The organism is Caldimonas caldifontis (genome assembly GCF_002930615.1).
GTDB lineage: Bacteria > Pseudomonadota > Gammaproteobacteria > Burkholderiales > Burkholderiaceae_C > Caldimonas > Caldimonas caldifontis.
This window is the reverse complement of record NZ_PSNX01000005.1, coordinates 65,891-85,401: the sequence shown is the minus strand read 5'-3', so window position 1 is coordinate 85,401 and position 19,511 is coordinate 65,891. Positions and strand designations below refer to the sequence as shown.

Below are 19,511 nucleotides of genomic sequence, written 5' to 3'. Positions count from 1 at the left end.
GGGCTTCGCGCAACACCCTCTTCCGAGGGAGGCTTGCACGCGCGGTCGCTGCCTAGACTTGTCGGTCTTGTCCACTTCCCAACAACGGGTCTACGCCATGTTGAAGCTCAACCTCCGCACCTTTGGCGCATTCCTGGCCCTCGGCTTCTGCGTGATCTTGGTCGTCGACCTGACACGCCTGCCGTCCTCCCAAACACTTCACGTGCTCGCCAGGCCCGTGGTGGCCCAAGCGGTGGCCTTTGGGAAGGGAGAGCGTTCCGTCACGGTGAGAACACCAGAGGGGCAACGCCTGTCCCTGCCGTGCAACGTGTCGGGGCCACTCTGCGAGAGCGTGCGCTCCGGGTCGAGCGACCTTCAGTTGGAGGTCGTTCGCCTCTCGGTCTTTGGCGATCACTTCGCGGTGTCGGCGCGAAACCCGAACAGGGTCTTGGTGGATGCCGCTGATGCAGCGCAGCGCCTGTCCAAGGTGCGCACGGAGCGCATCCTCCAGCTTCTGATCGTCGCCACTGTCAGCCTGGGGCTGCTCTGGTTCGCCTGGCTGGAGCGCGAGAGCCGATCTGTCAATCGCCGGAGCCAGAGGATGTCCCGGCAAAGCGCCCCCAAACCGTGAGCATGGAGGGCCGGCGGCTTCAGCCCTGCGTGCGCGCCGCTCTCACCGCACCATCACCGCCGCCGGCAACGGCTTCTCCCACTGGTCGGCCCCGCGGGCGCGGGCGATCTGGGTGCTGAGCGCCGTGGCGAAGCGGCGCAGCCATTGGGTTTCGGCGGGGGTCCAGTTGCGGGTGTGGCCGGTCTGTTCGCAGCAGATCACGCCGTAGATGTGGCCGTTGACGGCAAAGCTCACGTCGAGCAGGGCGCGCACATCGCGCTCGACGAGGGTGTCACGGAAACCGGCCAGGCGCGGATCGGCCCAGGCATCGTCGGAGCGCACGATGCGGGTGCGGGACAGTTCGTCGAAGTATTCGCCGAACTGGGACTCGAGCAGGTCGTCGTAGGGCCGCTCGTGCCAGCCGCCGACCTGATCGTTGGCGGCCACACAGACGAGACGGCGCTGGCCCACGGGGCCGGTGAAGTGCCAGATGCTGACCTCGCTGCAGCGGATCTGGCTGAGCACGTGGGCGGTGACCACCTGGCGGAAACCGGCCAGGCTGAGGCGGCCGCTCAATAGGTCGTCGCGCCAGCCCCGCAAAAGGCTGTCGGCGGCGGCGGTCTGCACGATGCTGCTCCTCCCGTTCTGCCTGAACACACCTGTGCTATTTCGGCACAGGGTGCGCGCGGCTCAAGTCGGGGGCAACCCGCAGTGCAGCATCAGCACGACAGAAGAAGTTGATGTGGGCGCTCGCTCAGCGCAGATCGCTGCCCGGCATGTAGAGCACCCGCCCACCGCTGGTGCGCTGCTGGGCCTCGACACGGCGGCAATCCGCCGGTGGCGGTTGCTGCCCATCAGGTCGGTCGGGCAGCCACAGGCGGCACCGACCCGGCGGGGGCAACTGACCGGGCGGGATGCCGTTGAGGCCATGGGGGCCGTAGCGCACATAGGCCACCTCGCCGCTGCGGCGCGCCGCGGCCGATTCGGCCCAGATCACCACACCGCCCCAGGTCTCGGCATCGGCATGGGCCTTGTTGCATGACATGGCCGGCGGCTGGTGGCTGGCCGGCAGGCCCGGGTACCAGATGGCGCACTGCCCCACCGGCGGCACGTTGCCGGGCGGGACACGGAAGCTGGAGACGCCGCGGATGTCGGGCGTGGCGCAGCCGGCCAGCACGGTGGCCAGGGCCAGCGGCGCCAGCCAGCGGTGCGAAAGCGAAGAGAGAGGAAACATCGGCATAGCCCTTCACTCTAGACGCTGAGACGTGTGGATTCGTAAGCGAATCTTTCGAGCGGGGACTTGTGCGGCCCTCGCCCCTGCTGCCACCACGTTGTCAGGAGCCTGGGCGCAGCATGCTCGCCTCACACAGGCCGGGCCTCGCCGGCGTAGGATGACTCGATGCGACGCGCTGACCGTCTGTTTGAACTGGTGCAATTGATCCGCGGGCGCCGCCTGTCCACGGCGGCGTGGCTGGCGCAGCGGCTGGAGGTGTCCGAGCGCACCATCTACCGCGACGTGGCCGACCTGCAGGCCCAGGGTGTGCCCATCGAGGGCGAGGCTGGCGTGGGCTACCGCCTGGGCGCGGGCTTCGACCTGCCCCCGCTGATGTTCACCGCCACCGAGGCTCAGGCCCTGGTGGCGTCCGTGCGCATGGCCCAGGGCTGGATGGGGCCGCAGCTGGCGCGCGGCGCCGAGGGGGCCCTGAGCAAGATCCTGGCGGTGCTGCCTGGGCTGGAACGGGCCGCCGCGGAAAGCGTGCCGCTGTATGCCCCCGAGGTGGCCATCGACGCCACCACGCGCGCGCACCTCGAATCGGCCCAGCATGCCGCCGAGCAGCGCCACAAGCTGCACATCCGTTATCGCGACCTGAAGGACCAGACGAGCGAGCGTGTGGTCCGTCCGCTGGCCTGCACCTATTGGGGCCGGCTGTGGACGCTCACGGCCTGGTGCGAGTCGCGCGACGACTTCCGCACCTTCCGCGTGGACCGCATCGAGCACCTGGAGCCCTTGAACGAGCGCTTCCGCGACGAGCCCGGCAAGACCCTGGCCGACCTGTTGCGACGCATCGAGACCGAGATGACGGAGCGCAGCGCCGCAGTGGACGCCTAGAACAGCTCGGCCTGGCGCCGCGCGTCGATGAGTCCGGGCAACTCGTCGAGGCCGTCCAGCCCGCGCGTGACCTGCTGCCAGAACTGCGAGAAGGAGCGGCAACGCCGCCCCGGCTCGCCGAAGAGCGAGGGCGGCGCCCGCAACGGCCAGGGCACGGGGCCCAGATGGGGGTCGGCCCAGCCGTCCACGCGGCGCGCGCGGGCCAGCGCCACGGCCAGGCCCTGGGCATCCACCCACCACACGGCCTCGCAGACCGCGCGCAGGCGGTCGCCGACGAAGCGCCAGCGCCGCTCGCTCCAGGGCCAGCGACTGTGGAACGGAGCGGGCCACCAGCCCAGACAGAGCGTGTCCGGCGGCAGGTCGTCCGGCACCGGCCCCAGAGCCCAGGGGTGCATCAGCCACACGGTTCGCCCCTCCACGCACGCTGGGTCGAGGGGGTCGAACAGATCGTCCGGTGGGCGCTTCCGCCAGCTCGGCTCCGCGATGCCTTCGCCACCGGGCCCGGGCACCGGCGCCCCCTGACGGGCCAGCTGGTCCAGCGTCTCGTAGCTCGTGTCGATGACGCTGCCGGGGCTGAGCCAGGGCGAGCCCGGCGGTGCGTAGCGGGCCACGTTGTCGGCGTTGAAGAGGTAGGGCTTGTGGCTGCCGGTGCCAGCCACCCATTGCCAGCTCAGGTGGTTGCTGGCGAGGTCGCCGTCGATCAGGTGGGCGAACAGCCAGTCGGCCCCGGCGCGCCAGTGCACCTTGCGCAGGTGCACCACATAGGACGCCAGCCACATCCGCACGTGGTTGTGCAGCCAGCCGGTGGCATAGAGCGTGCGCACCGCCGTGTCGATGACAGGCACGCCGGTGGCGCCCTCGCGGAGGTCGCGCGGCAACGCGCGCGCATAGGCGTCATCGGGCAGCACCCCGTCATGCAGGCTGACGAAGATGCGTTCGCCTTCGTGGTGCCACACGTGGTGAAAGTAGGCTCGCCAGCCGAGTTCCTGGACGAACTTGTGGTTCAGGTCGAGCCGATGGCGTGCGACGACGGCCGCGAGCACCTCGGGCAGGTGCAGGAAGCCGTGCGTGACATAGGGCGACAGCCGGGTCACCGCACCGTCGAGGTGGTTGCGGCTGCGGGCGTACTCGGCCGGGCGCACGGCCGCCAGGCGCATGCGGGCGGCCTGCAGCGTGGATGGCCACGTATCGCACGTGTCGGGCAGGTCAGCGCTCATGAGAGGGCTTCGTCGGCAAACAGGTCGCGCTGCAGATCGCCTGGTGAGCGGGCCCGGCGCGTGCGGGCGCGCTTCGTCGTGGGAGGCAGGCCGCTCTTGCGCGAGCCATGGCGCGACTGGATGGCATCGGCCTCGGCACGGGCCTCGGGCTGGCGGCGCAGTCCGTAGAGGCGGTCTTTCGCCTGGGCCACGGCTTGCGTGGCATCCACGATGGGCGCCGGGTAGTCGCGGCCGATCACGCAAGCCGCCGCGCGCTGCACCTCGGGGGGTGCCGTCCAGGGCTCGGCCAGAAAGGGCAGCGGCAGGCGGGCGAGTTCGGGCACCCAGCGGCGAATGAACACCCCTTGCGGGTCGTGGTCGCGCGCCTGCTTGGTGGGTGAGTAGATGCGCAGGGTGTTGATGCCGGTGGTGCCCGACTGCATCTGCATCTGGCTCCAGTGGATGCCGGCCTCGAAGTCGAGGAACTGGCGCGCCAGATGCAGGCCCGGCTGGCGCCAGTGCAGCCACAGGTGGTAGGCCGCAAAGCTCACCAGCATGGCGCGCATGCGGAAGTTCAGCCAGCCGGTGGCCACGAGCGAGCGCATGCAGGCATCCACCATGGGGTAGCCCGTCTGGCCTTGGCACCAGGCGTCGAAGCGCATGCGGTCAAAGACCGGTTCGCGCAGACCGTCGCAGGCGCGCGAGAAGTTGCGCCACTCGATCTCGGGCTCGTCTTCGAGCTTCTGCATGAAGTGGCAGTGCCAGCGCAGGCGGCCGGCGAAGCCGCGCAGCGCATGCGCAAAGCGCCGCGAGGCGTCGTCGCCCTCGGCCTGCAGGGCCGCGATGCGCGCCTCGGTGGCCTGGTGCACCCGGCGCATCGACACCATGCCAAAGGCGAGATGGGCGCTCAGACGGCTGCACCCGGTGGCCGCACCCAGTGGGCTGGAGAGCTCACGCCGGTAGCGCCCGCCTCGGCGCTGCAGGAAGTCGTCGAGCGTGGCGAGTGCCGCATCCTCACCGGACTCGGGCAGCGGCACGCGGGTGGGCGCAAGCCCCAGGTGCGCCAGCATGGGCAGCTCGGGCAGGTCCAGCCGGGGGGCGGTGAAGCCTCGCGGCTCGGCGCACTCCGCCGCGTTCATGCGTGCGGCCCAGCGCGCCGCCCAGCCGGTGCGCGAGCGCAGGCGCCGCACCACGCCGGTCTGCGGCCACTCCTGCCACATCACGCCCTGCGCACGGCACCAGGTGGCCACGGCACGGTCCCGGTCGTAGGTCCACCCCGGGCCGGTTTCCTCGTGGCTGAACAGCCGCACCACACCCAGACGCTGCCGCAGGCGCTCCAGCACTTCGGTCATCGGGCCGTGCTCCACCAGCAGCGGCAAGCCCTTGGCGGCCAACCGCGCACGCAGCAGCGCCAGCCCACCCAGCACGAAGGCCACATGGCGGGCATCGCATTCCGGGCTGGCCAACCACGCGGGCTCGATGACGTAGAGCCCCACGGCCGGCCCGGCCTGCGCCGCGGCGGCTAGCGGCGCGTGGTCGTGCATGCGCAGGTCGCGCTTGAACCAGACGAGGGTGGTCATGCGCGCATTGTGGGAAACCTGCCTGTGGAGCCGGCTCTGCGGCGGGCGATGCACCCAGGCCTTGCGGGGGCAAGCGTCGTACGACAGCAGGGTTCTCGATGAACGCTTGCGGCGCGTTCGCCTCACAATGCGCACGACGCTTTCGAGAGGGGCCAGCCCATGCTGCAACTGCATTACTACCCCAGCACCGCCGCGATGGTGCCCCCGAGCGGGCGCACTTCGACAAGTGGCTGATGTGGCTCACCAACACGCTGCAGGTCACGCTCATCATTCACTTCTACCCCAAACGCTGGGCCAGCACACCGGGTGCGGTGGTCTAGCCCAGACGGGACCGCCAGTGCACCACCTGCGGCGTGGGGCCCTTGGCCAGCACCCGTTCGTTGAGCAGCGCACGGCCGAGCGAGCGGTGGGCGCCGCGTGCGCAAGCGCTCATCAGCGTGAGGTCGATGAGATCGCGCTGCGCATGGCTGCCGCCAAAGCGATGCGCCACGGCGCGCAGCGGGGCGAGATGTGTCACGGCCGTGTCCCAGTCCTGTCGGGCGAAGGCGATGAGCCCGCGCATCAGCGGCAGGCCCACCTCCTGGGCCATGGCGCGGTTGAGCCCGGGCTGGGTCTGGGCCTGGTCGATCACTTGCGCCAGCAGGGCTTCGGCACCGCTCACGTCCCCGGCGCCCAGGCGGGCCATGAGGGCATGCGCGTCGTTGAAGGCATAGTGTCCGATGGCATCGGTGTCCCGCGCCCATCGTGCCGCAAGCGCTTGCCATCGTGAGCCCACGTCAGCACCCAGGAGGTGCAGACGCCACAACAGGGCCGCCGCGTCCAGGCGTTGCAGCGTGAGGCCGCCCTCGATCAGCGGGGCCACTTCGCCGTCGTAGACCCGCTGGGCGCCGTCCAGGTCCATCGCTTCCAGGTGGAACAGTGCAAGGTGCCAGGCGTTGTGGCCACGCAGGCCGTTGTCGTCTTCCGACCAGTTGCGGCGCTGCGACTGCAGCCAGGCGCGGCCGTCGTCATGGCGTCCCTGCATCTCCATCACGTGGGTCACGGCATGCACGGCCCAGGGCACGCGGGCCCCACCGTCCAGGGCCTCGCGGCCCACGGCCTCGGCCTGCGGGTAGAGATGGTTCTCCTCCAGGCCGAAGGCGTACATCCCCAGCACATAGGGATAGAGCGCATCGTCGCGCGACCACTGCGGCAACACGCGGGCCACACGCAGCCGCAGTTCACGGGCATCACCGCGATAGAAGTCGAAGAGATGGGCCAGCTGCAGGGCGAGGGGATCGCAGGGGTGGTCCAGCAGCACACGCTCCCACAGCTCGCAGGCGCCCTGCCAGTCGCCGGCCAGGGCCCGCTGCGCGGCACCCAGGTGGGCCTGCTCGCGTTCGTTGCCGTGGCAGCGTGCCGCCTCGTCGAGGGCCTCGCGTGCTGGCGCCAGCAGATGGCGTTCGGTGAGCGAAAGCAGGAAGCCCGCACGCATCACATGCGGCAGCATCCAGCCGGGGTCGGCGGCGCTGGCGGCGTCCAGGTCGCCCAGCGGGTCGCCGTAGAAGGACGACAGGCGCCACAGGGCCTGCTCGACGTGATCCAGCGCCGCCTTGCTGGCGGTGCTCACCGGGCAGCCGCGGCGGTCTTGCATGGCGTCAAGCCGGCGGCATGGGCCAGGGCCGCTGGGCCGGGCGCAGGCGTTCCCAGGCCCGCGCCATCTGGAGCACGCCCAGATCGTCGAAGCGCCGTCCGGCGATCTGCAGGCCGATGGGCAGGCCTTCGGCGGTGTAGCCGGCATTGATCGAGGCGGCCGGCTGTTCGCTCATGTTGTAGGCCAGCGTGAAGGCAATGTGGTCGAAGGGCCGCGTGACGTCGTTCGTCGGACAGGGCAGCTCGGCGTCGAAGGCCACCATGGGCGCCGTGGGCGAGAGCACGTAGTCGTAGGGCTGGGTGGCGTCCACCGTGGCCTTGCGGATGGCCAGGGTCTGGCTGTAGGCCTCGAAGAGGTCTTCGCCGCTCCAGCCGGCCCCGCCCTCGGCCCAGGCGCGGATGAAAGGCAGGATGCGTTCGCGGCGTTCGACACTGATCTTGCGCAGCTCGATCCAGAAGCGCGTGCGCCAGAAGCGGTCCACCCCTTCGATCATGCTGCGGTCGCACCAGGGAGCCAGCGGCTCGACGACGGCCCCGGCGGCCTCGAAGGCCCGGGCCGCCGCCAAGACGGCTTCGCGCACCTCGCAGGCCACCGGCGTGCCCCAGCCAGCGTCGAGGTGCAGACCGATGCGCAGGCCCTTCACGTCACAGTCCAGGTCGTGCCAGGCGATGTCCTGCCAGGGCAGGCTCATGTGGTCGCGCGCATCGGGGCGGCTCAGCGGGCCCATCATCAGCGCTGCATCGGCCACGGTGCGGGTCATGGGCCCGGCCACACGTGCGGGATAGGGTGGATCGATGGGGATGCGCCCCAGGCTGGGCTTGAGCGTGACGATGCCGCACCAGCTCGCGGGCAGGCGCACCGAGCCGCCGATGTCGGTGCCCAGGTGCAGCGGGCCGTACCCGGCGGCCACACCAGCCCCCGCGCCGGCACTGGAGCCGCCAGGGTTCTTGCGCAGGTCCCAGGGGTTGCGGGTGAGCGGGTGGAAGCTCGACAGCCCCGAGGACAGCATGCCGTAGTCGGGCATGGTGGTCTTGCCCAGGAAGACGGCCCCGGCCTCGCGCAGCCGCGCGGCGGGTGGGCTGTCCTCTTCGGCCGGCACCAGCTCGGTGGCCGCCGTGCCCAGGGGCGTGGGCACGCCGCGCGTGGCGATGTTCTCCTTGATCATCACCGGCACACCGTCGAGCGCCAGGGCCTCGCCCCGGCGCCAGCGCGCCTCCGAGGCGCGCGCCATTGCGAGCGCCCCTTCGGGATCGAAGGCGTAGGTGGCCTTCAGGTGCGGCTCCCAGCGCTCGATGTGGGCGATGACGGCGCGGGTCACTTCGACGGGCGAGAGCGTGCCGCGGGCATACTGGGCCAGCAGCTCGGTGGCCGAAAGCTCGTGCAGGACCGTAGGGGTGTCGGACTTCATTGCCAGCGCACCGCTCCCATGTCGTTGGCGAAGATGGGCGAACTGCTCCAGATGCCCTGCAGGCCGCGGCGGCTCACCGCGATGTGGGGCAACTGGAAGAGGAAGGCGTTCACCGCATCAGTGGCCAGCAGGCGCTGCATCTCGCCCAGCACGGCCAGGCGGCCGGCCTCGCTGACGGTTTCGTTGAACTTGGCGAGCAGGCTGCGGAAGGCCTTGGAGTCGTAGCCGAAGTAGTACTCGGGGTTGGCGTAGATGGCGATGTCCAGCGGCTCGACGTGGCTGATGATGGTGAGGTCGAAGTTGCCCTTGAAGGCGCCCGAGAGCCACTGCGCCCACTCGACGTTCTCGATCTTGGCGTTGATGCCCACCTGGGCGAGCTGGGCCGCGATGATCTCGCCGCCGCGCCGCGCATAGGCCGGCGGAGGCAGCGTGAGCGTGACGTTGATCGGCCCTGTCACGCCGGCTTCCTTGAGCAGCGCACGCGCGCGCTCGGGGTTGTAGGGGTACATGCCGGTGAGGTCCACATAGCCGGCATCGCTGGGCACCATGTGGCTGCCGATCGGCGTGCCGAAACCGTCCATCGCGCCGGTGATCAGCGCCTTGCGGTCGATGGCATGGGCCACGGCGCGGCGCACACGCACGTCGTCGAAGGGCTTGCGGCGGTTGTTGATGCTCAGGATGGTCTTGCCCTCGGTGCCGCCCACCTCCACATTGAAGCGCTTGTCGTTGCGGAACTGGCCGACACTCTGCGTGGCCTGGAAGCGCGGGATGGCATCCACATCGCCGGCCAGCAGCGCGGCCACCTGGGCAGCGGGGTCGTTGATGAAACGGAAGGTCACGCGGTTCAGGCGAACAGTGGCCGCATCGCGGTAGCCCGGCCACCTGCTCATCGTGACGGCCGAGCCCTTGGCCCAGGTGTCGAACTTGAAGGGGCCGGTGCCGATGGGGCGGGTGCTGGTGGTGGCTGCGCTCTTGGGGTCGAGGATCACCGCGGTGTTCTCGCCCAGACGGAAAAGCATCGTGCCATCGGCCTTGTCCAGCGTGAGGATGACGGTGTGGGCATCGGGGGTGTCGATGCGCGTGATGTTGTCGAACACCGCCTTCTTGGCCTTGTTGGTGCTGCCCTCGGCCTTGGCGCGCTCGAAGCTGAATTTCACGTCCGAGGCGTCGAAGTCCTCGCCATCGTGGAACTTCACGCCGCGCCGCAGCTTGAAGACATAGCTGCGCCCGTCGGGCGAGATCGTCCAGCTCTCGGCCAGCAGCGGGCCCACGCTGCCGTCCATGCGCACCTTGGTGAGGCCTTCGAGGATGTTGTAGTGGACGATCTCGCCGATGGCCGCCGCCGGCGCGGTCGTGGGGTCCAGCCCCGGCGGTTCCAGCGTCATGCCGATCACGACGCTGTCCTTGCGCGACTGCGCGGAGGCGCCCAGCGCCAGGGCACTCAGGGCCAGGGCGGCCACGAGGCGAAGATGCCACTTCATGGAGACACTCCTCGAACGAACGGGAAGGAAAGCCAGCGCTGCCATTCCACCATGAATGGTGCGGCCGGGCAATCGCCAGCGCACCTCACAGCGTCGGCACCGCCGCCAGCAGCGTGCGGGTGTAGGCCGCCTGCGGCGCATGGAAGACGGCGGCCGTGTCGCCCCGCTCCACGATGCGGCCGTGCTGCATCACCACCACCTCGTCGCAGAGGTACTCCACGACCGCCAGGTCGTGGCTGATGAAGAGGTAGGTCACGCCGAAGTCGCGCTGCAGGTCGCGCATCAGGTTGAGCACCTGGGCCTGCACCGACACGTCCAGCGCGCTGACCGGCTCGTCGGCCACGATGAGCTGGGGCCGCGTCACCAGGGCGCGGGCAATGGCGATGCGCTGGCGCTGGCCGCCCGAGAACTCGTGCGGGTACTTGGCCATGTCGCCTGCGCGCAGGCCCACGGCCTCCAACGACTGCGCCACCCGTGCGCGGCGCTCGTCGGCGCCCACCTCGTCCATCACCGACAGCGGCTCGGCCACGATGCGGCCCACCGTCTGGCGCGGGTCGAGCGAGCCGTAAGGGTCCTGAAACACCATCTGGATGTCGCGCCGCGCCCGGCGCAACTCGGCAGGGGCCAGGCGGTGCAGGTCCCGGCCCAGCAGGGTCACCGTGCCCGCCGTGGGCCGCTCCAGCGCCATCACCAGCCGCGCCAGCGTGGACTTGCCCGAGCCCGACTCGCCCACCACGCCCAGGCTGCGACCGGCCTCGATGCGCAGGCTCACGTCATCCAGCGCCCGCACCTCCTCGGCCGGCCGCCACAGCGACTGGCGCGGCAGGCGGTAGCGTTGGCTGAGGTGGGCCACATCGAGCAGGGGCATGGGCATCCTCACGGGCTCAGGTCGGTCCAACGCACGCAGGCCACCTCGTGGCCCTGCGCCACGGTGTGGGACACAGGGGATGCCTCGCAGACCGGGGCCCGATGCGTACACCGGTCCGCAAACGGGCAGCCGCGCGGCAGGTCCACCAGCTCCGGCACGCGGCCGGGGATGGTTTGCAGGCGTTCGCCGCGCGCCGCGCCCAGCCGGGGGCGGGCGGCGAGCAGGCCGCGGGTGTAGGGGTGCATGGGCCGGTGCAGCACCTCGCCCACCGGGCCCAGCTCCACGCCCAGGCCGCCGTACATCACCATCACGCGGCGCACGTTGCGGGCGATCACGGCCAGGTCGTGCGAGATCAGCATCAGGGCCATGTGGCGCTCGGCCACGAGGTCGGCGATGAGTTGCAGGATCTCGCGCTGCAGCGTCACGTCCAGTGCGGTGGTGGGTTCGTCGGCGATCAGCAGGTCGGGCTGGCAGGCCAGGGCCATCGCGATCACCACGCGCTGGCGTTGACCCCCCGAAAGCTGGTGGGGGTAGGCGTCGAGCCGGTGCGCCGCCTGGGGCAATCGCACCTGCTCCAGCAGGTGCAGCGCCTCGGTACGGGCCGCGGCGGCGTCCAGGCCGCGGTGCAGGCGCAGCGGCTCGGCCACCTGGCGGCCGATCGTGTGCAGGGGGTTGAGCGCCGTCATGGGCTCCTGGAAGACCATCGCGATGCGGTCGCCGCGCAGGCGGCACCAGGCGGCTTCGTCCTGCGCCAGCAGCTCGCGGCCTTCGAAGCGCAGCGAGCCCGACACCCGCGCCCCCTCGGGCAGGAGACCCATCAGCGTGAGCGCCAGCATGCTCTTGCCGCAGCCCGACTCACCGACCACCCCCAGCGTTTCGCCGCGGTCGAGCGCAAAGTTCAGGCCCCGCAAGGCATCGGCCGGCCCGCGTGAGGTGTTGAGCGTCACGCGCAGATCGCGCACCTCCAGCAGCCGGGTGCTCATCGCTGCCTCGCAAGACGGGGGTCGAGCAGGTCGCGCAGCCCATCGCCCAGCAGGTTCAGCCCCAGCACCGACAGCGCGATGGCGACGCCCGGATAGAGCGCCAGTTGCGGCGCCTGGAACATCTGCGTCTGGGCCTCGTTCAGCATGCGCCCCCATGAGGGCTGGGGCGGCTGGGTCCCCAGGCCCAGGTAGGACAGCGCGGCCTCGGCCAGGATGGCCGTGGCGAACTGGATGGTGGCCTGCACGATGATCACCGAGGCGATGTTGGGCAGCACGTGCTCCAGCGTGATGCGCACCGCCCCTTTGCCGCAGGCGCGGGCCGCCAGGATGAAGTCGCGCGCCCACACGGCGTTGGCCGAGGCGCGCGTGAGCCGCGCAAAGACCGGGATGTTGAAGATGCCGATCGCGATGATGGAGGTGAAGAGCCCGGGGCCATAGACCGCCGTGAGCATGATGGCCGTGAGCAGCGCGGGGAAGGCGAAGGTGAAATCGGACAGGCGCATCACGAACTCTTCCGCCCCCCCGCGACGCGCCGAGGCCAGCAGCCCCAGGCCCACGCCGAGCACCAGGCCCATGCCCACCGCCACCACCCCCACGAGGATGGAGTTCTGCGCGCCCACCAGCAGCAACGTGGCGATGTCGCGGCCCAGGCTGTCGGTGCCCAGCCAGTGCGCGGCCGAGGGCGGCTGGAAGCGGTTGGGCACGTCGATGGCGTGGGGTGGGTAGGGCGTCCACACCAGCGACAGCCCGGCGGCGAGCAGCAGGGCCAGCGCGAGCACGGCGCCCAGCATGAAGCTGCGATGCGTCAAGGCCGCCCTCATGCATCGCCCCCTTTCAGCCGCGGATCGATCCAGGCATACAGCAGGTCCACGATGAAGTTGATGAGGATGACCGCGCCGGCCAGCAGCATGATGACGTCACGCACCACGGCAAGGTCGCGGTTGGCGATGGCCTGGAACACCAGGCGGCCGATGCCCGGCAGCACGAAGACGTTTTCCACCACGATGGCGCTGGTGAGCAGGTTGCCGAACTGCAGGCCCATGATGGTGATGACCGGGATCATCGCGTTGCGCAGCACATGGCGCCACAGCGTGGCGCGCCGGCTCAGGCCCTTGGCGCGGGCAGTTCGCACGTAGTCCTCGCGCAGGGTGTCGAGCACGGCCGAACGCGTGAAGCGCGCGAGGATGGCCGCCTGCACGGCCGCCAGCGCCACGGCCGGCAGCATCAGCGCCTGCAGGCCGTCCCACAGACTGCCGCCCTCGTCGTCTGTCCAGCCCGGAAAGCCGCCCGCCGGGAACCACTGCAGGTGCACCGCAAAGACCAGGATCAGCACGATGGCCAGCCAGAAGTTCGGGATGGCCAGGCCCAGCTGGCTGAGCGTCATCACGCCCACATCGCCCAGGCGGTTGTGGCGCGCCGCGGCATACACGCCCAGGCTCAGCGCCACCGCCACCGTCAGGCCCATGGCCAGCAGCGCCAGCGGCAGGCTCACACGCAGGCGCTCGGCAATGAGGCTCCACACCGGCGTGTCGTAGGCGACGCTCACCCCGAGGTCGCCGCGCAGGTAGCCGCCCACCCACTCGACATAACGGGCGAAGGCGGGGCGATCCAGCCCCAGCTGGGCCGACAGCGCCGCCACCTGTTCGGGCGTGGCCGTGGGCCCCAGGCGCACCTCGGCGGCGTTGCCGGGGAGGATCTCCAGCACGGCGAACACCACCACCGACGCCGCCAGCAAGGTGGCGACGAAACTGACAAAGCGCTTGAGCAGGAAGAGGCTCAAGGCCGCCGCGTCACTGGGCCAGCACGGCCGCCATCGCGTTGGCCACGGCTTCGACGTTGTGCTGGTTCAGCCCCGCCACGCACATGCGGCCCGTGCGCACGAGGTAGACGCCATGCTCGTCCTTGAGCCGGTCCACCTGCTCGGGGCTCAGGCCCGTGTAGCTGAACATGCCGCGCTGGGTGATGAAGTAGTCCACATTGCGTCCCGGCAGCTTGGCCGACAGCACGGCATGCAGGCGCTTTCGCATCTCCTGGATGCGTGCGCGCATGGCGTCGAGCTCGTCGGCCCAGGCCTGTCGCAGGGCCGGGGTCTGCAGCACGCGCGCGACGATCTGGCCGCCATGCGTGGGCGGGCTGGAGTAGTTGCGCCGGATGGTCGCCTTGAGCTGGCCCAGCACCAGTGCGGCCTCGTCGGCCGTGGGACAGACCACGCTGAGTGCGCCGCAGCGCTCGCCATAGAGCGAGAAGCTCTTCGAGAACGAACTGGCGCAGAAGAAGCTCACCCCCGCATCGGCCAGCGCGCGGATCGCAAAGGCATCTTCCTCGATGCCGTCACCGAAGCCCTGGTAGGCGATGTCCACATACGGGATGAGCCGGCGCGACTGGATCACCGGGATGAGCTGCGCCCACTGTTCGCGCGTGAGGTCCACGCCGGTGGGATTGTGGCAGCAGGCATGCAGCAGCACGATGCTGCGCTCGGGCATGTCGCGCAAGGCCGCGAGCATGGCCTCGAAGCGCAGGCCGCCGGTGGCCGCGTCGTAGTAGGGGTAGGTGTGGACGGTGAAGCCCGCGCCCTCGAACATCGCCCGGTGGTTGTCCCAGGTGGGGTCACTCACCCACACCTCGGACTGCGGGAAATAGCGCTTGAGGAAGTCGCCGCCCACCTTGAGGCCACCGGAGCCGCCCAGGGTCTGGATGGTGGCGATACGCCCGCTCTTCACCGCGTCATGCTCGGCACCGAAGATCAGGTGCTGCACGGCCTGGCGGTAGTTGGCCGCGCCTTCCATCGGCTGGTAGGGCCGCGCACCGATGGATTGCAGCATCGCCGATTCGGCCTCGCGCACTGCGCTCATCACCGGCAGGCGGCCGGCGTCATCGAAGTAGATCCCGATGCTCAGGTTGATCTTGCCCGGCCGGGGGTCCTTCTGGAAGTTCTCGTTCAGGGTCAGGATGGGGTCGCCGGCATAGGGGTCGACATGCTGGAACATGGGGTCTCCTTCAGAAACGGGGCACTTCAATTATCGGGGGCGGCTGTCCATCAATCGGCCGCGAGCGCCGCCTCGATGTCGCGCTCGATGGCCTCGGGTTTGTCGGTGGGGGCGTAGCGCTTGAGCACCTGACCGTGGCGGTCGACGAGGAACTTGGTGAAGTTCCACTTGATGGCCTTGGTGCCCAGCAGGCCCGGCGCCTGGGCGGTGAGCCACTGGTAGAGCGGATGGGCGTCGGGGCCGTTGACCTTGATCTTGCTCATCATCGGGAAGCTCACGCCATAGTTCACCTGGCAGAAGCTGGCGATTTCCTCGTTGCTGCCCGGGTCCTGGCCCCCAAACTCGTTGCTGGGGAAGCCCAGCACCACCAGGCCCTGGGCCGCATGGGCCGCCCAGAGCTTTTCCAGCCCGGCGAACTGCGGCGTGAAGCCGCACTGGCTGGCGGTGTTGACGATGAGCAGGACCTTGCCGCGGTAGTCGGCCAGCTTCACGGGCCGGCCGTCGATGGCCTGGGCGTCGAAGTCATAGACGGTGCGGGAGTCGGTGGATTTCATGGCGCGAACCAGCCTGGCAACTCGAAGCAGGCATGGTACGCCGAGCCGGGCATCCCCCGAAAGGACGAGGCTTCGCCCCTCGTTTTCGGGCTTGACGCCCGGACGCGGCGGGGCTGAACATTGCAGCATCCGCTTTGCCGGAGCCGGCGCACCGACGGTCAGCGCGCGGCTGCGGCCAGGAGCCCCTGTCTCATGAGCATGCGTTACCGGGTGGCCGTCCAGGGTTTCAGCCCCTTCGAGCGCTCGACCTTCCAGTCCTTCTTCCGCCTGGCGGCGCGCCGGCAGCCGGCGTACGACCTGGTCGAAGACCTGCGCCTGTGCGACCTGGCCATCGCCGATGCCGATCAGGTGGCGGCCATCAGCGCCGTGCGCAGCGCGGGCAAGCTGCAGCGCGCCCTGTTCATCGGCGCCAACGACGTCGGCCCCGGCATCGCCCGACTGCCCCGGCCGATCAACCTGATGAACATCCTGCGCCTGCTCGACGAGATGGTGCAGCCGGGCGCCACGCCGGCGCGGCCCGCCCCGACCCCGCCCGCCTCCCCCACCCCGGCGCCCCCCAGCCTCTCCGTCGAGGCCATGCCTGCGGCCACTTCCGGCCGCCCCGCCGGCCCGGCCGGCACCACCGATTTCAGCGGCAGCAGCGGGTTCTCCAATTCGGTGATGGTCGCAGGCGACGACAAGTTCGACCACATCCTGGTGGTGGACGACTCCGACATCGCCCTGCGCTTCATGCAGACCCGCCTGAAGCGCTTCGGCTTCAAGGTGCATCTGGCCCGCAGCGGCGAGGAGGCGCTGGAGCGCATCGAACGCCAGCAGTTCGAGTTCGTGTTTCTCGACGTGATGATGGAAGGCATGGACGGCTACCAGACCTGCAAGGTCATCAAGCGCCGCATGCCGCCGCCGGGGCGCCAGGTGCCGGTGGTGGTGATGCTCACCAGCCGCGCCGGCCCCGTCGATCGCATCCGTGGCACCCTGGCCGGCTGCGACGCCTACCTCACCAAGCCGCTGTCCGAGGACGAACTGGTGCGGGTGATCAGCGAACACGACGCCGCCTTCCAGCGCAGCTTCGAGAACACGGCCGCCAACTGAGCGTCCCCAGGGCCAGGCTGCGCCCGGCGTTTCCTTGAGCGGTCCGGAGCCTCTACACTGCGCCAGGCAACCCTGGCTGCAGCATCGCTTTCGTGAGTTCCAACGTCTTCTCCGCCCCACCCCCGTCCGCTCCGACAGCCGAGCAGGCCCAGGGCGTGCTGTGCGGCCCCTGGGCGCTGGCCTTTCCTTTCAGCTGGGCGCGCAACCTGATCGAGGACATCGAGCTCTCCGACGTGCCCCATGCGCCAGCCTGGCTGATGGGGGCCGCCAATGTGGACGGAGCGGTCATCCCGGTCTTCGATCTGGCGCGCTGGCTCGATCCGGCCCAAGGCACCGAAGCGGGGCCCGGCAGCCATGTCCTGGTGGGTGGCGAAGGCGACCGCGTGGCCGGCCTGATCTTCCGCGGCCTGCCCACCCTGGTGAAGACGGTGGCCGGTGTGCCGCCGAGTCTGCCGCCCGCCCTGGCCGAATTCGCCCGGGGCGCCGCCATCGACGCCACCGGACGCCCCTGGGCGGTCATCGACGCCCCCGCCTTGCTGGAAGCCTGGGCCGCCGAGCTCAGCCTGGCCTGAACCCCACCGCGAAGCCCATGCCCCCGACCCGGAGCCCTGCATGAACCTGAGCCAGAAGCTGCTGCTCGCGGGCGCCGGCGCCGCCGTGCTGGGGGCCGCACTGGCCTGGACCGCGCTGGTCCTGACCCCCGCCCCCGCGGACACGACCTGGGCCGCCGCCGGGCAGGCTCACGAGGACCGCTCGCGCGACCAGCTCGCCCGCGCCCTGCAGTCCGACATCGACCAGCGGCTGGCCGCCCTGCGTGCCCTGGCCGCCCAGCCTGGCACGGCGCGTGACGTGCAGGGCCTGGCCCAGGCGATGGCTGAACTGGCCGGACCGGCACCGGCGCCCGCCGATGCCGCCGTCCATGACGAGATGCTGGCCTGGCTGGCCACCCGGCTCACGCCGGAGTGGGCCCGCGCCGAGCGGCAGCCCCTGCCCGACCTGGGCCCGGCCGTCCGGTCGCGCGACCGCGCCAGCGCCGCGCTGCAGCAGGCCTATGTGGTCCGCAACCCGCACGGCGGGGGGGAGCGCGAAAGCCTCGACCGCGCCGATCTGACCGGCCGCTATGCCGAGCTTCACGCCCAGGTGCATCCCGCCTGGCGTACGGCGCGCCGCATCCTGGGCTGGGACGACCTCCTCCTCATCGACACGGCCACCGACACCATCGTGTACAGCGTGGCCAAGGATCCTGATTTCGCCACCTCGCTGGTGGAGGGTCTGGGCGCGGCATCGGCCCTGGCCGAGACCTATGCCCGCGTGCGTCGCGCGGCAGATGCTTCGGCCGCAGCCCTGTCGGACGCGGCCCGCTACCTCCCGGCCCCTGCCGAGTGGCAGGTCTTTGCCGCGGTGCCGGTGTTCGACGGCGACCGCCAGGTGGGCGTGCTGGCCGGGCGGGTCCGGCTGCAGGCGCTCACGGCCGCCCTGGCCGGTCTCACCGATCAGGCCTGGCTCGTCGGCCCCGACGGGCTGCTGCGTTCGGTCCCGGCGGCCTGGTCCGCCGCCCCCGCGGCCTTCGCAGACGCCGCCTCGGATGTGGCCGAGGACAAACGCGCCCTGGCACAGCACCGCAACACCCCGGTGGGCGTGCTGCCGCCGCCATCCGCCGGCGCCTTGCCGGGCGTGCCCGTCCGGCTCGGTGCCCAGGGCCCCGTGTGGCAGCTGGTCTGGCAGCCCCAGGCTCAGGCCCCCGGCAGCCGCGCGGAGCCTCGCCTGGCCTGGTGGCCGGCAGCGGCCGGCACCGGCGTGGCCATGGTGCTGGCCGGCGCCGGCCTGGCCGGACTGGGCCGGCGCTGGCAGGCGCCGCTGGCGCAACTGCGCGAGACGCTCGTGCGCGCCGCCCAGGGCGATGCCCAGGCCCGCAGCCGCATCGACACGCCCGACGAATGGGGAGAACTGAGTGCCGCCCTGGACCGCGTGCTCGACGAACGCGGGCGGCGCCTGCAGCAGGCCGCGCAAGAAAACGACAGCCTGAACCGCTCGGTGGTGGCCTTGCTGCAGACCGTCTTCCAGATGTCGAACAAGGACCTCACCGCCCGCGCCGAGGTCACCGAGGACATCATCGGCACGCTGTCGTCGTCGATCAACCAGCTCGGCGACGAGACCAGCCGCACCTTGCACGAGGTGCAGAACATCGCCGAGCAGGTGCGCAGCGCCTGTGAGTTCGTGGGGGAGCAGGCCGTGCGCGTCGATGAGACGGCGCAGGAGGAGCGCGCCGCGCTGGAAGGCATGGCGGCCAGCCTCAACCAGGCCACCTACCAGCTCGCCCAGATGGCCGCGCTGTCCACCAATTCCAGCGAGGCGGCCGAACTGGCCAGTGCCGCCACGGACGCGGCCCTGCAGGCGGTGGACACCACCGTGCGCGGCATGGAGTCGCTGCGCGGGGCGATCGCCGAAACCGAGAAGCGCTTCAAGCGCCTGGGCGAGCGCAGCCAGGAGATTTCCACCGTCGTGAACCTCATCAACGCGATCGCCGAGCGCACCCATGTGCTCTCGCTCAACGCCTCGATGCAGGCCAGCAACGCCGGCGAGGCCGGGCGCAGCTTCGCGGTGGTGGCCGAGGAGGTGCAGCGCCTGTCGGAATCGGCCCGTCAGGCCACCGGCCAGATCGCCCAGCTCGTGCAGAGCATCCAGGTGGAAACCGGCGACACCCTGCTCACGATGAACCGCCTCATCGCCCAGGTGGTCAAGCAGTCCGAACAGGCCCGCCTTGCCGGCGCTCAGATGGCGGAAACGCGCGACACCACGGCCCAGCTCGTGAGCCTGGTGCAGCAGATCGCTGCCTTCTCGCAGGCGCAGAGCACCCTGGCGCACGAACTGCGCCTGTCGGTGGACCAGCTCAACCGCGGCTCGGCCCAGACCATCCTGGCCATCGAGCAACAGACCGAATCGACCGCGACGCTGGTCGATTACGCCCGCCGCCTGTCCGAAGCCGTGGGCCAGTTCCGTCTGCCACCGCCCGAGGATGTCTACTGAGCCGCC

19 protein-coding genes are annotated in these 19,511 nt (G+C 70.5%); 6 read left to right on the top strand and 13 right to left on the bottom strand.

Annotated features, from left to right (window positions below; genetic code table 11):
* Positions 1-97: 97 nt before the first annotated feature.
* The gene (locus C1704_RS07470) at positions 98-610 is read left to right on the top strand and encodes a hypothetical protein (RefSeq protein WP_146076050.1); all 513 of its coding nucleotides are present in this window, start codon (positions 98-100) and stop codon (positions 608-610) included.
* Positions 611-652: 42 nt separating this feature from the next.
* Here C1704_RS07470 and C1704_RS07465 read toward each other — a convergent pair whose 3' ends face one another.
* Positions 653-1,216: a GAF domain-containing protein gene (locus C1704_RS07465; RefSeq protein WP_170064647.1), complete on the bottom strand. Its 564-nt coding sequence runs from the start codon at positions 1,214-1,216 to the stop codon at positions 653-655.
* A 127-nt stretch (positions 1,217-1,343) separates the two neighbouring features.
* A complete protein-coding gene (locus C1704_RS07460; protein WP_146076049.1) occupies positions 1,344-1,823 on the bottom strand; it encodes a hypothetical protein in 480 nt (159 codons plus the stop codon).
* A gap of 165 nt (positions 1,824-1,988) precedes the next feature.
* On the opposite strand from C1704_RS07460, the gene C1704_RS07455 reads away from it, so the two are divergent.
* Entirely contained in the window at positions 1,989-2,699 is a 711-nt protein-coding gene (locus C1704_RS07455) for a helix-turn-helix transcriptional regulator (protein ID WP_104302107.1), read from the top strand.
* On the opposite strand, the gene C1704_RS07450 is transcribed toward C1704_RS07455, so the two are convergent.
* Together C1704_RS07450 and C1704_RS07445 are read right to left on the bottom strand one after the other, a co-directional pair.
* On the bottom strand, positions 2,696-3,916 hold the full coding sequence (locus tag C1704_RS07450) for an FAD-binding domain-containing protein (protein ID WP_104302106.1): 1,221 nt from the start codon (positions 3,914-3,916) through the stop codon (positions 2,696-2,698). The two genes, C1704_RS07455 and C1704_RS07450, sit on opposite strands and share 4 nt — an antisense overlap.
* Positions 3,913-5,475, bottom strand: a complete 1,563-nt coding sequence (locus C1704_RS07445; RefSeq protein ID WP_104302105.1) for a cryptochrome/deoxyribodipyrimidine photo-lyase family protein — start codon at positions 5,473-5,475, stop codon at positions 3,913-3,915. Before C1704_RS07445 ends, C1704_RS07450 begins: the two co-directional genes overlap by 4 nt.
* A gap of 98 nt (positions 5,476-5,573) precedes the next feature.
* On the opposite strand from C1704_RS07445, the gene C1704_RS17975 reads away from it, so the two are divergent.
* A complete protein-coding gene (locus tag C1704_RS17975) occupies positions 5,574-5,795 on the top strand; it encodes a glutathione S-transferase family protein (protein ID WP_419186787.1) in 222 nt (73 codons plus the stop codon).
* On the opposite strand, the gene C1704_RS07435 is transcribed toward C1704_RS17975, so the two are convergent.
* The 9 genes from C1704_RS07435 to C1704_RS07395 all read right to left on the bottom strand — a co-directional run bounded on the left by C1704_RS07435 (position 5,792) and on the right by C1704_RS07395 (position 15,389).
* Entirely contained in the window at positions 5,792-7,108 is a 1,317-nt protein-coding gene (locus C1704_RS07435; protein WP_104302104.1) for a tetratricopeptide repeat protein, read from the bottom strand. The two genes, C1704_RS17975 and C1704_RS07435, sit on opposite strands and share 4 nt — an antisense overlap.
* A 4-nt stretch (positions 7,109-7,112) precedes the next feature.
* A complete protein-coding gene (locus C1704_RS07430; protein WP_104302103.1) occupies positions 7,113-8,516 on the bottom strand; it encodes an amidase in 1,404 nt (467 codons plus the stop codon).
* Positions 8,513-9,997 carry an ABC transporter substrate-binding protein gene (locus tag C1704_RS07425; RefSeq protein WP_104302102.1) on the bottom strand — a complete coding sequence of 495 codons (1,485 nt, stop codon included), beginning with the start codon at positions 9,995-9,997 and terminating at the stop codon, positions 8,513-8,515. The genes C1704_RS07430 and C1704_RS07425 overlap by 4 nt, the downstream gene beginning before the upstream one ends.
* An 85-nt stretch (positions 9,998-10,082) precedes the next feature.
* A complete protein-coding gene (locus C1704_RS07420; protein ID WP_104302101.1) occupies positions 10,083-10,871 on the bottom strand; it encodes an ATP-binding cassette domain-containing protein in 789 nt (262 codons plus the stop codon).
* A 2-nt stretch (positions 10,872-10,873) separates the two neighbouring features.
* Positions 10,874-11,848, bottom strand: coding sequence for an ABC transporter ATP-binding protein (locus tag C1704_RS07415; protein WP_104302100.1), 975 nt, complete (start codon positions 11,846-11,848; stop codon positions 10,874-10,876).
* On the bottom strand, positions 11,845-12,669 hold the full coding sequence (locus C1704_RS07410; protein WP_104302099.1) for an ABC transporter permease: 825 nt from the start codon (positions 12,667-12,669) through the stop codon (positions 11,845-11,847). The genes C1704_RS07415 and C1704_RS07410 overlap by 4 nt, the downstream gene beginning before the upstream one ends.
* Positions 12,666-13,628 (bottom strand): ABC transporter permease, encoded by a 963-nt coding sequence (locus tag C1704_RS07405; RefSeq protein WP_104302098.1) that lies wholly within the window; start codon positions 13,626-13,628, stop codon positions 12,666-12,668. The genes C1704_RS07410 and C1704_RS07405 overlap by 4 nt, the downstream gene beginning before the upstream one ends.
* A gap of 10 nt (positions 13,629-13,638) precedes the next feature.
* Positions 13,639-14,835 carry an amino acid aminotransferase gene (locus C1704_RS07400; protein ID WP_104302097.1) on the bottom strand — a complete coding sequence of 399 codons (1,197 nt, stop codon included), beginning with the start codon at positions 14,833-14,835 and terminating at the stop codon, positions 13,639-13,641.
* A 50-nt stretch (positions 14,836-14,885) separates the two neighbouring features.
* Positions 14,886-15,389 (bottom strand): glutathione peroxidase, encoded by a 504-nt coding sequence (locus C1704_RS07395; RefSeq protein ID WP_104302096.1) that lies wholly within the window; start codon positions 15,387-15,389, stop codon positions 14,886-14,888.
* Positions 15,390-15,581: 192 nt separating this feature from the next.
* Here C1704_RS07395 and C1704_RS07390 point away from each other — a divergent pair, with 192 nt between their 5' ends.
* The 3 genes from C1704_RS07390 to C1704_RS07380 all read left to right on the top strand — a co-directional run bounded on the left by C1704_RS07390 (position 15,582) and on the right by C1704_RS07380 (position 19,505).
* Positions 15,582-16,478, top strand: a complete 897-nt coding sequence (locus tag C1704_RS07390; RefSeq protein WP_104302095.1) for a response regulator — start codon at positions 15,582-15,584, stop codon at positions 16,476-16,478.
* A 92-nt stretch (positions 16,479-16,570) separates the two neighbouring features.
* Positions 16,571-17,050, top strand: a complete 480-nt coding sequence (locus tag C1704_RS07385; protein ID WP_170064646.1) for a chemotaxis protein CheW — start codon at positions 16,571-16,573, stop codon at positions 17,048-17,050.
* A 40-nt stretch (positions 17,051-17,090) separates the two neighbouring features.
* Positions 17,091-19,505, top strand: a complete 2,415-nt coding sequence (locus C1704_RS07380) for a methyl-accepting chemotaxis protein (RefSeq protein ID WP_104302093.1) — start codon at positions 17,091-17,093, stop codon at positions 19,503-19,505.
* Positions 19,506-19,511: the final 6 nt, after the last annotated feature.

Excerpts from the sequence above, each read along its gene's own strand:
- C1704_RS07470 (WP_146076050.1), top strand. The coding sequence starts at position 98 with ATGTTGAAGCTCAACCTCCGCACCTTTGGCGCATTCCTGGCCCTCGGC.
- C1704_RS07460 (WP_146076049.1), bottom strand. The coding sequence starts at position 1,823 with ATGTTTCCTCTCTCTTCGCTTTCGCACCGCTGGCTGGCGCCGCTGGCC.
- C1704_RS07455 (WP_104302107.1), top strand. The coding sequence starts at position 1,989 with ATGCGACGCGCTGACCGTCTGTTTGAACTGGTGCAATTGATCCGCGGG.
- C1704_RS07450 (WP_104302106.1), bottom strand. The coding sequence starts at position 3,916 with ATGAGCGCTGACCTGCCCGACACGTGCGATACGTGGCCATCCACGCTG.
- C1704_RS07445 (WP_104302105.1), bottom strand. The coding sequence starts at position 5,475 with ATGACCACCCTCGTCTGGTTCAAGCGCGACCTGCGCATGCACGACCAC.
- C1704_RS17975 (WP_419186787.1), top strand. The coding sequence starts at position 5,574 with ATGAACGCTTGCGGCGCGTTCGCCTCACAATGCGCACGACGCTTTCGA.
- C1704_RS07435 (WP_104302104.1), bottom strand. The coding sequence starts at position 7,108 with ATGCAAGACCGCCGCGGCTGCCCGGTGAGCACCGCCAGCAAGGCGGCG.
- C1704_RS07430 (WP_104302103.1), bottom strand. The coding sequence starts at position 8,516 with ATGAAGTCCGACACCCCTACGGTCCTGCACGAGCTTTCGGCCACCGAG.
- C1704_RS07425 (WP_104302102.1), bottom strand. The coding sequence starts at position 9,997 with ATGAAGTGGCATCTTCGCCTCGTGGCCGCCCTGGCCCTGAGTGCCCTG.
- C1704_RS07420 (WP_104302101.1), bottom strand. The coding sequence starts at position 10,871 with ATGCCCATGCCCCTGCTCGATGTGGCCCACCTCAGCCAACGCTACCGC.
- C1704_RS07415 (WP_104302100.1), bottom strand. The coding sequence starts at position 11,848 with ATGAGCACCCGGCTGCTGGAGGTGCGCGATCTGCGCGTGACGCTCAAC.
- C1704_RS07410 (WP_104302099.1), bottom strand. The coding sequence starts at position 12,669 with ATGAGGGCGGCCTTGACGCATCGCAGCTTCATGCTGGGCGCCGTGCTC.
- C1704_RS07400 (WP_104302097.1), bottom strand. The coding sequence starts at position 14,835 with ATGTTCCAGCATGTCGACCCCTATGCCGGCGACCCCATCCTGACCCTG.
- C1704_RS07395 (WP_104302096.1), bottom strand. The coding sequence starts at position 15,389 with ATGAAATCCACCGACTCCCGCACCGTCTATGACTTCGACGCCCAGGCC.
- C1704_RS07390 (WP_104302095.1), top strand. The coding sequence starts at position 15,582 with ATGAGCATGCGTTACCGGGTGGCCGTCCAGGGTTTCAGCCCCTTCGAG.
- C1704_RS07380 (WP_104302093.1), top strand. The coding sequence starts at position 17,091 with ATGAACCTGAGCCAGAAGCTGCTGCTCGCGGGCGCCGGCGCCGCCGTG.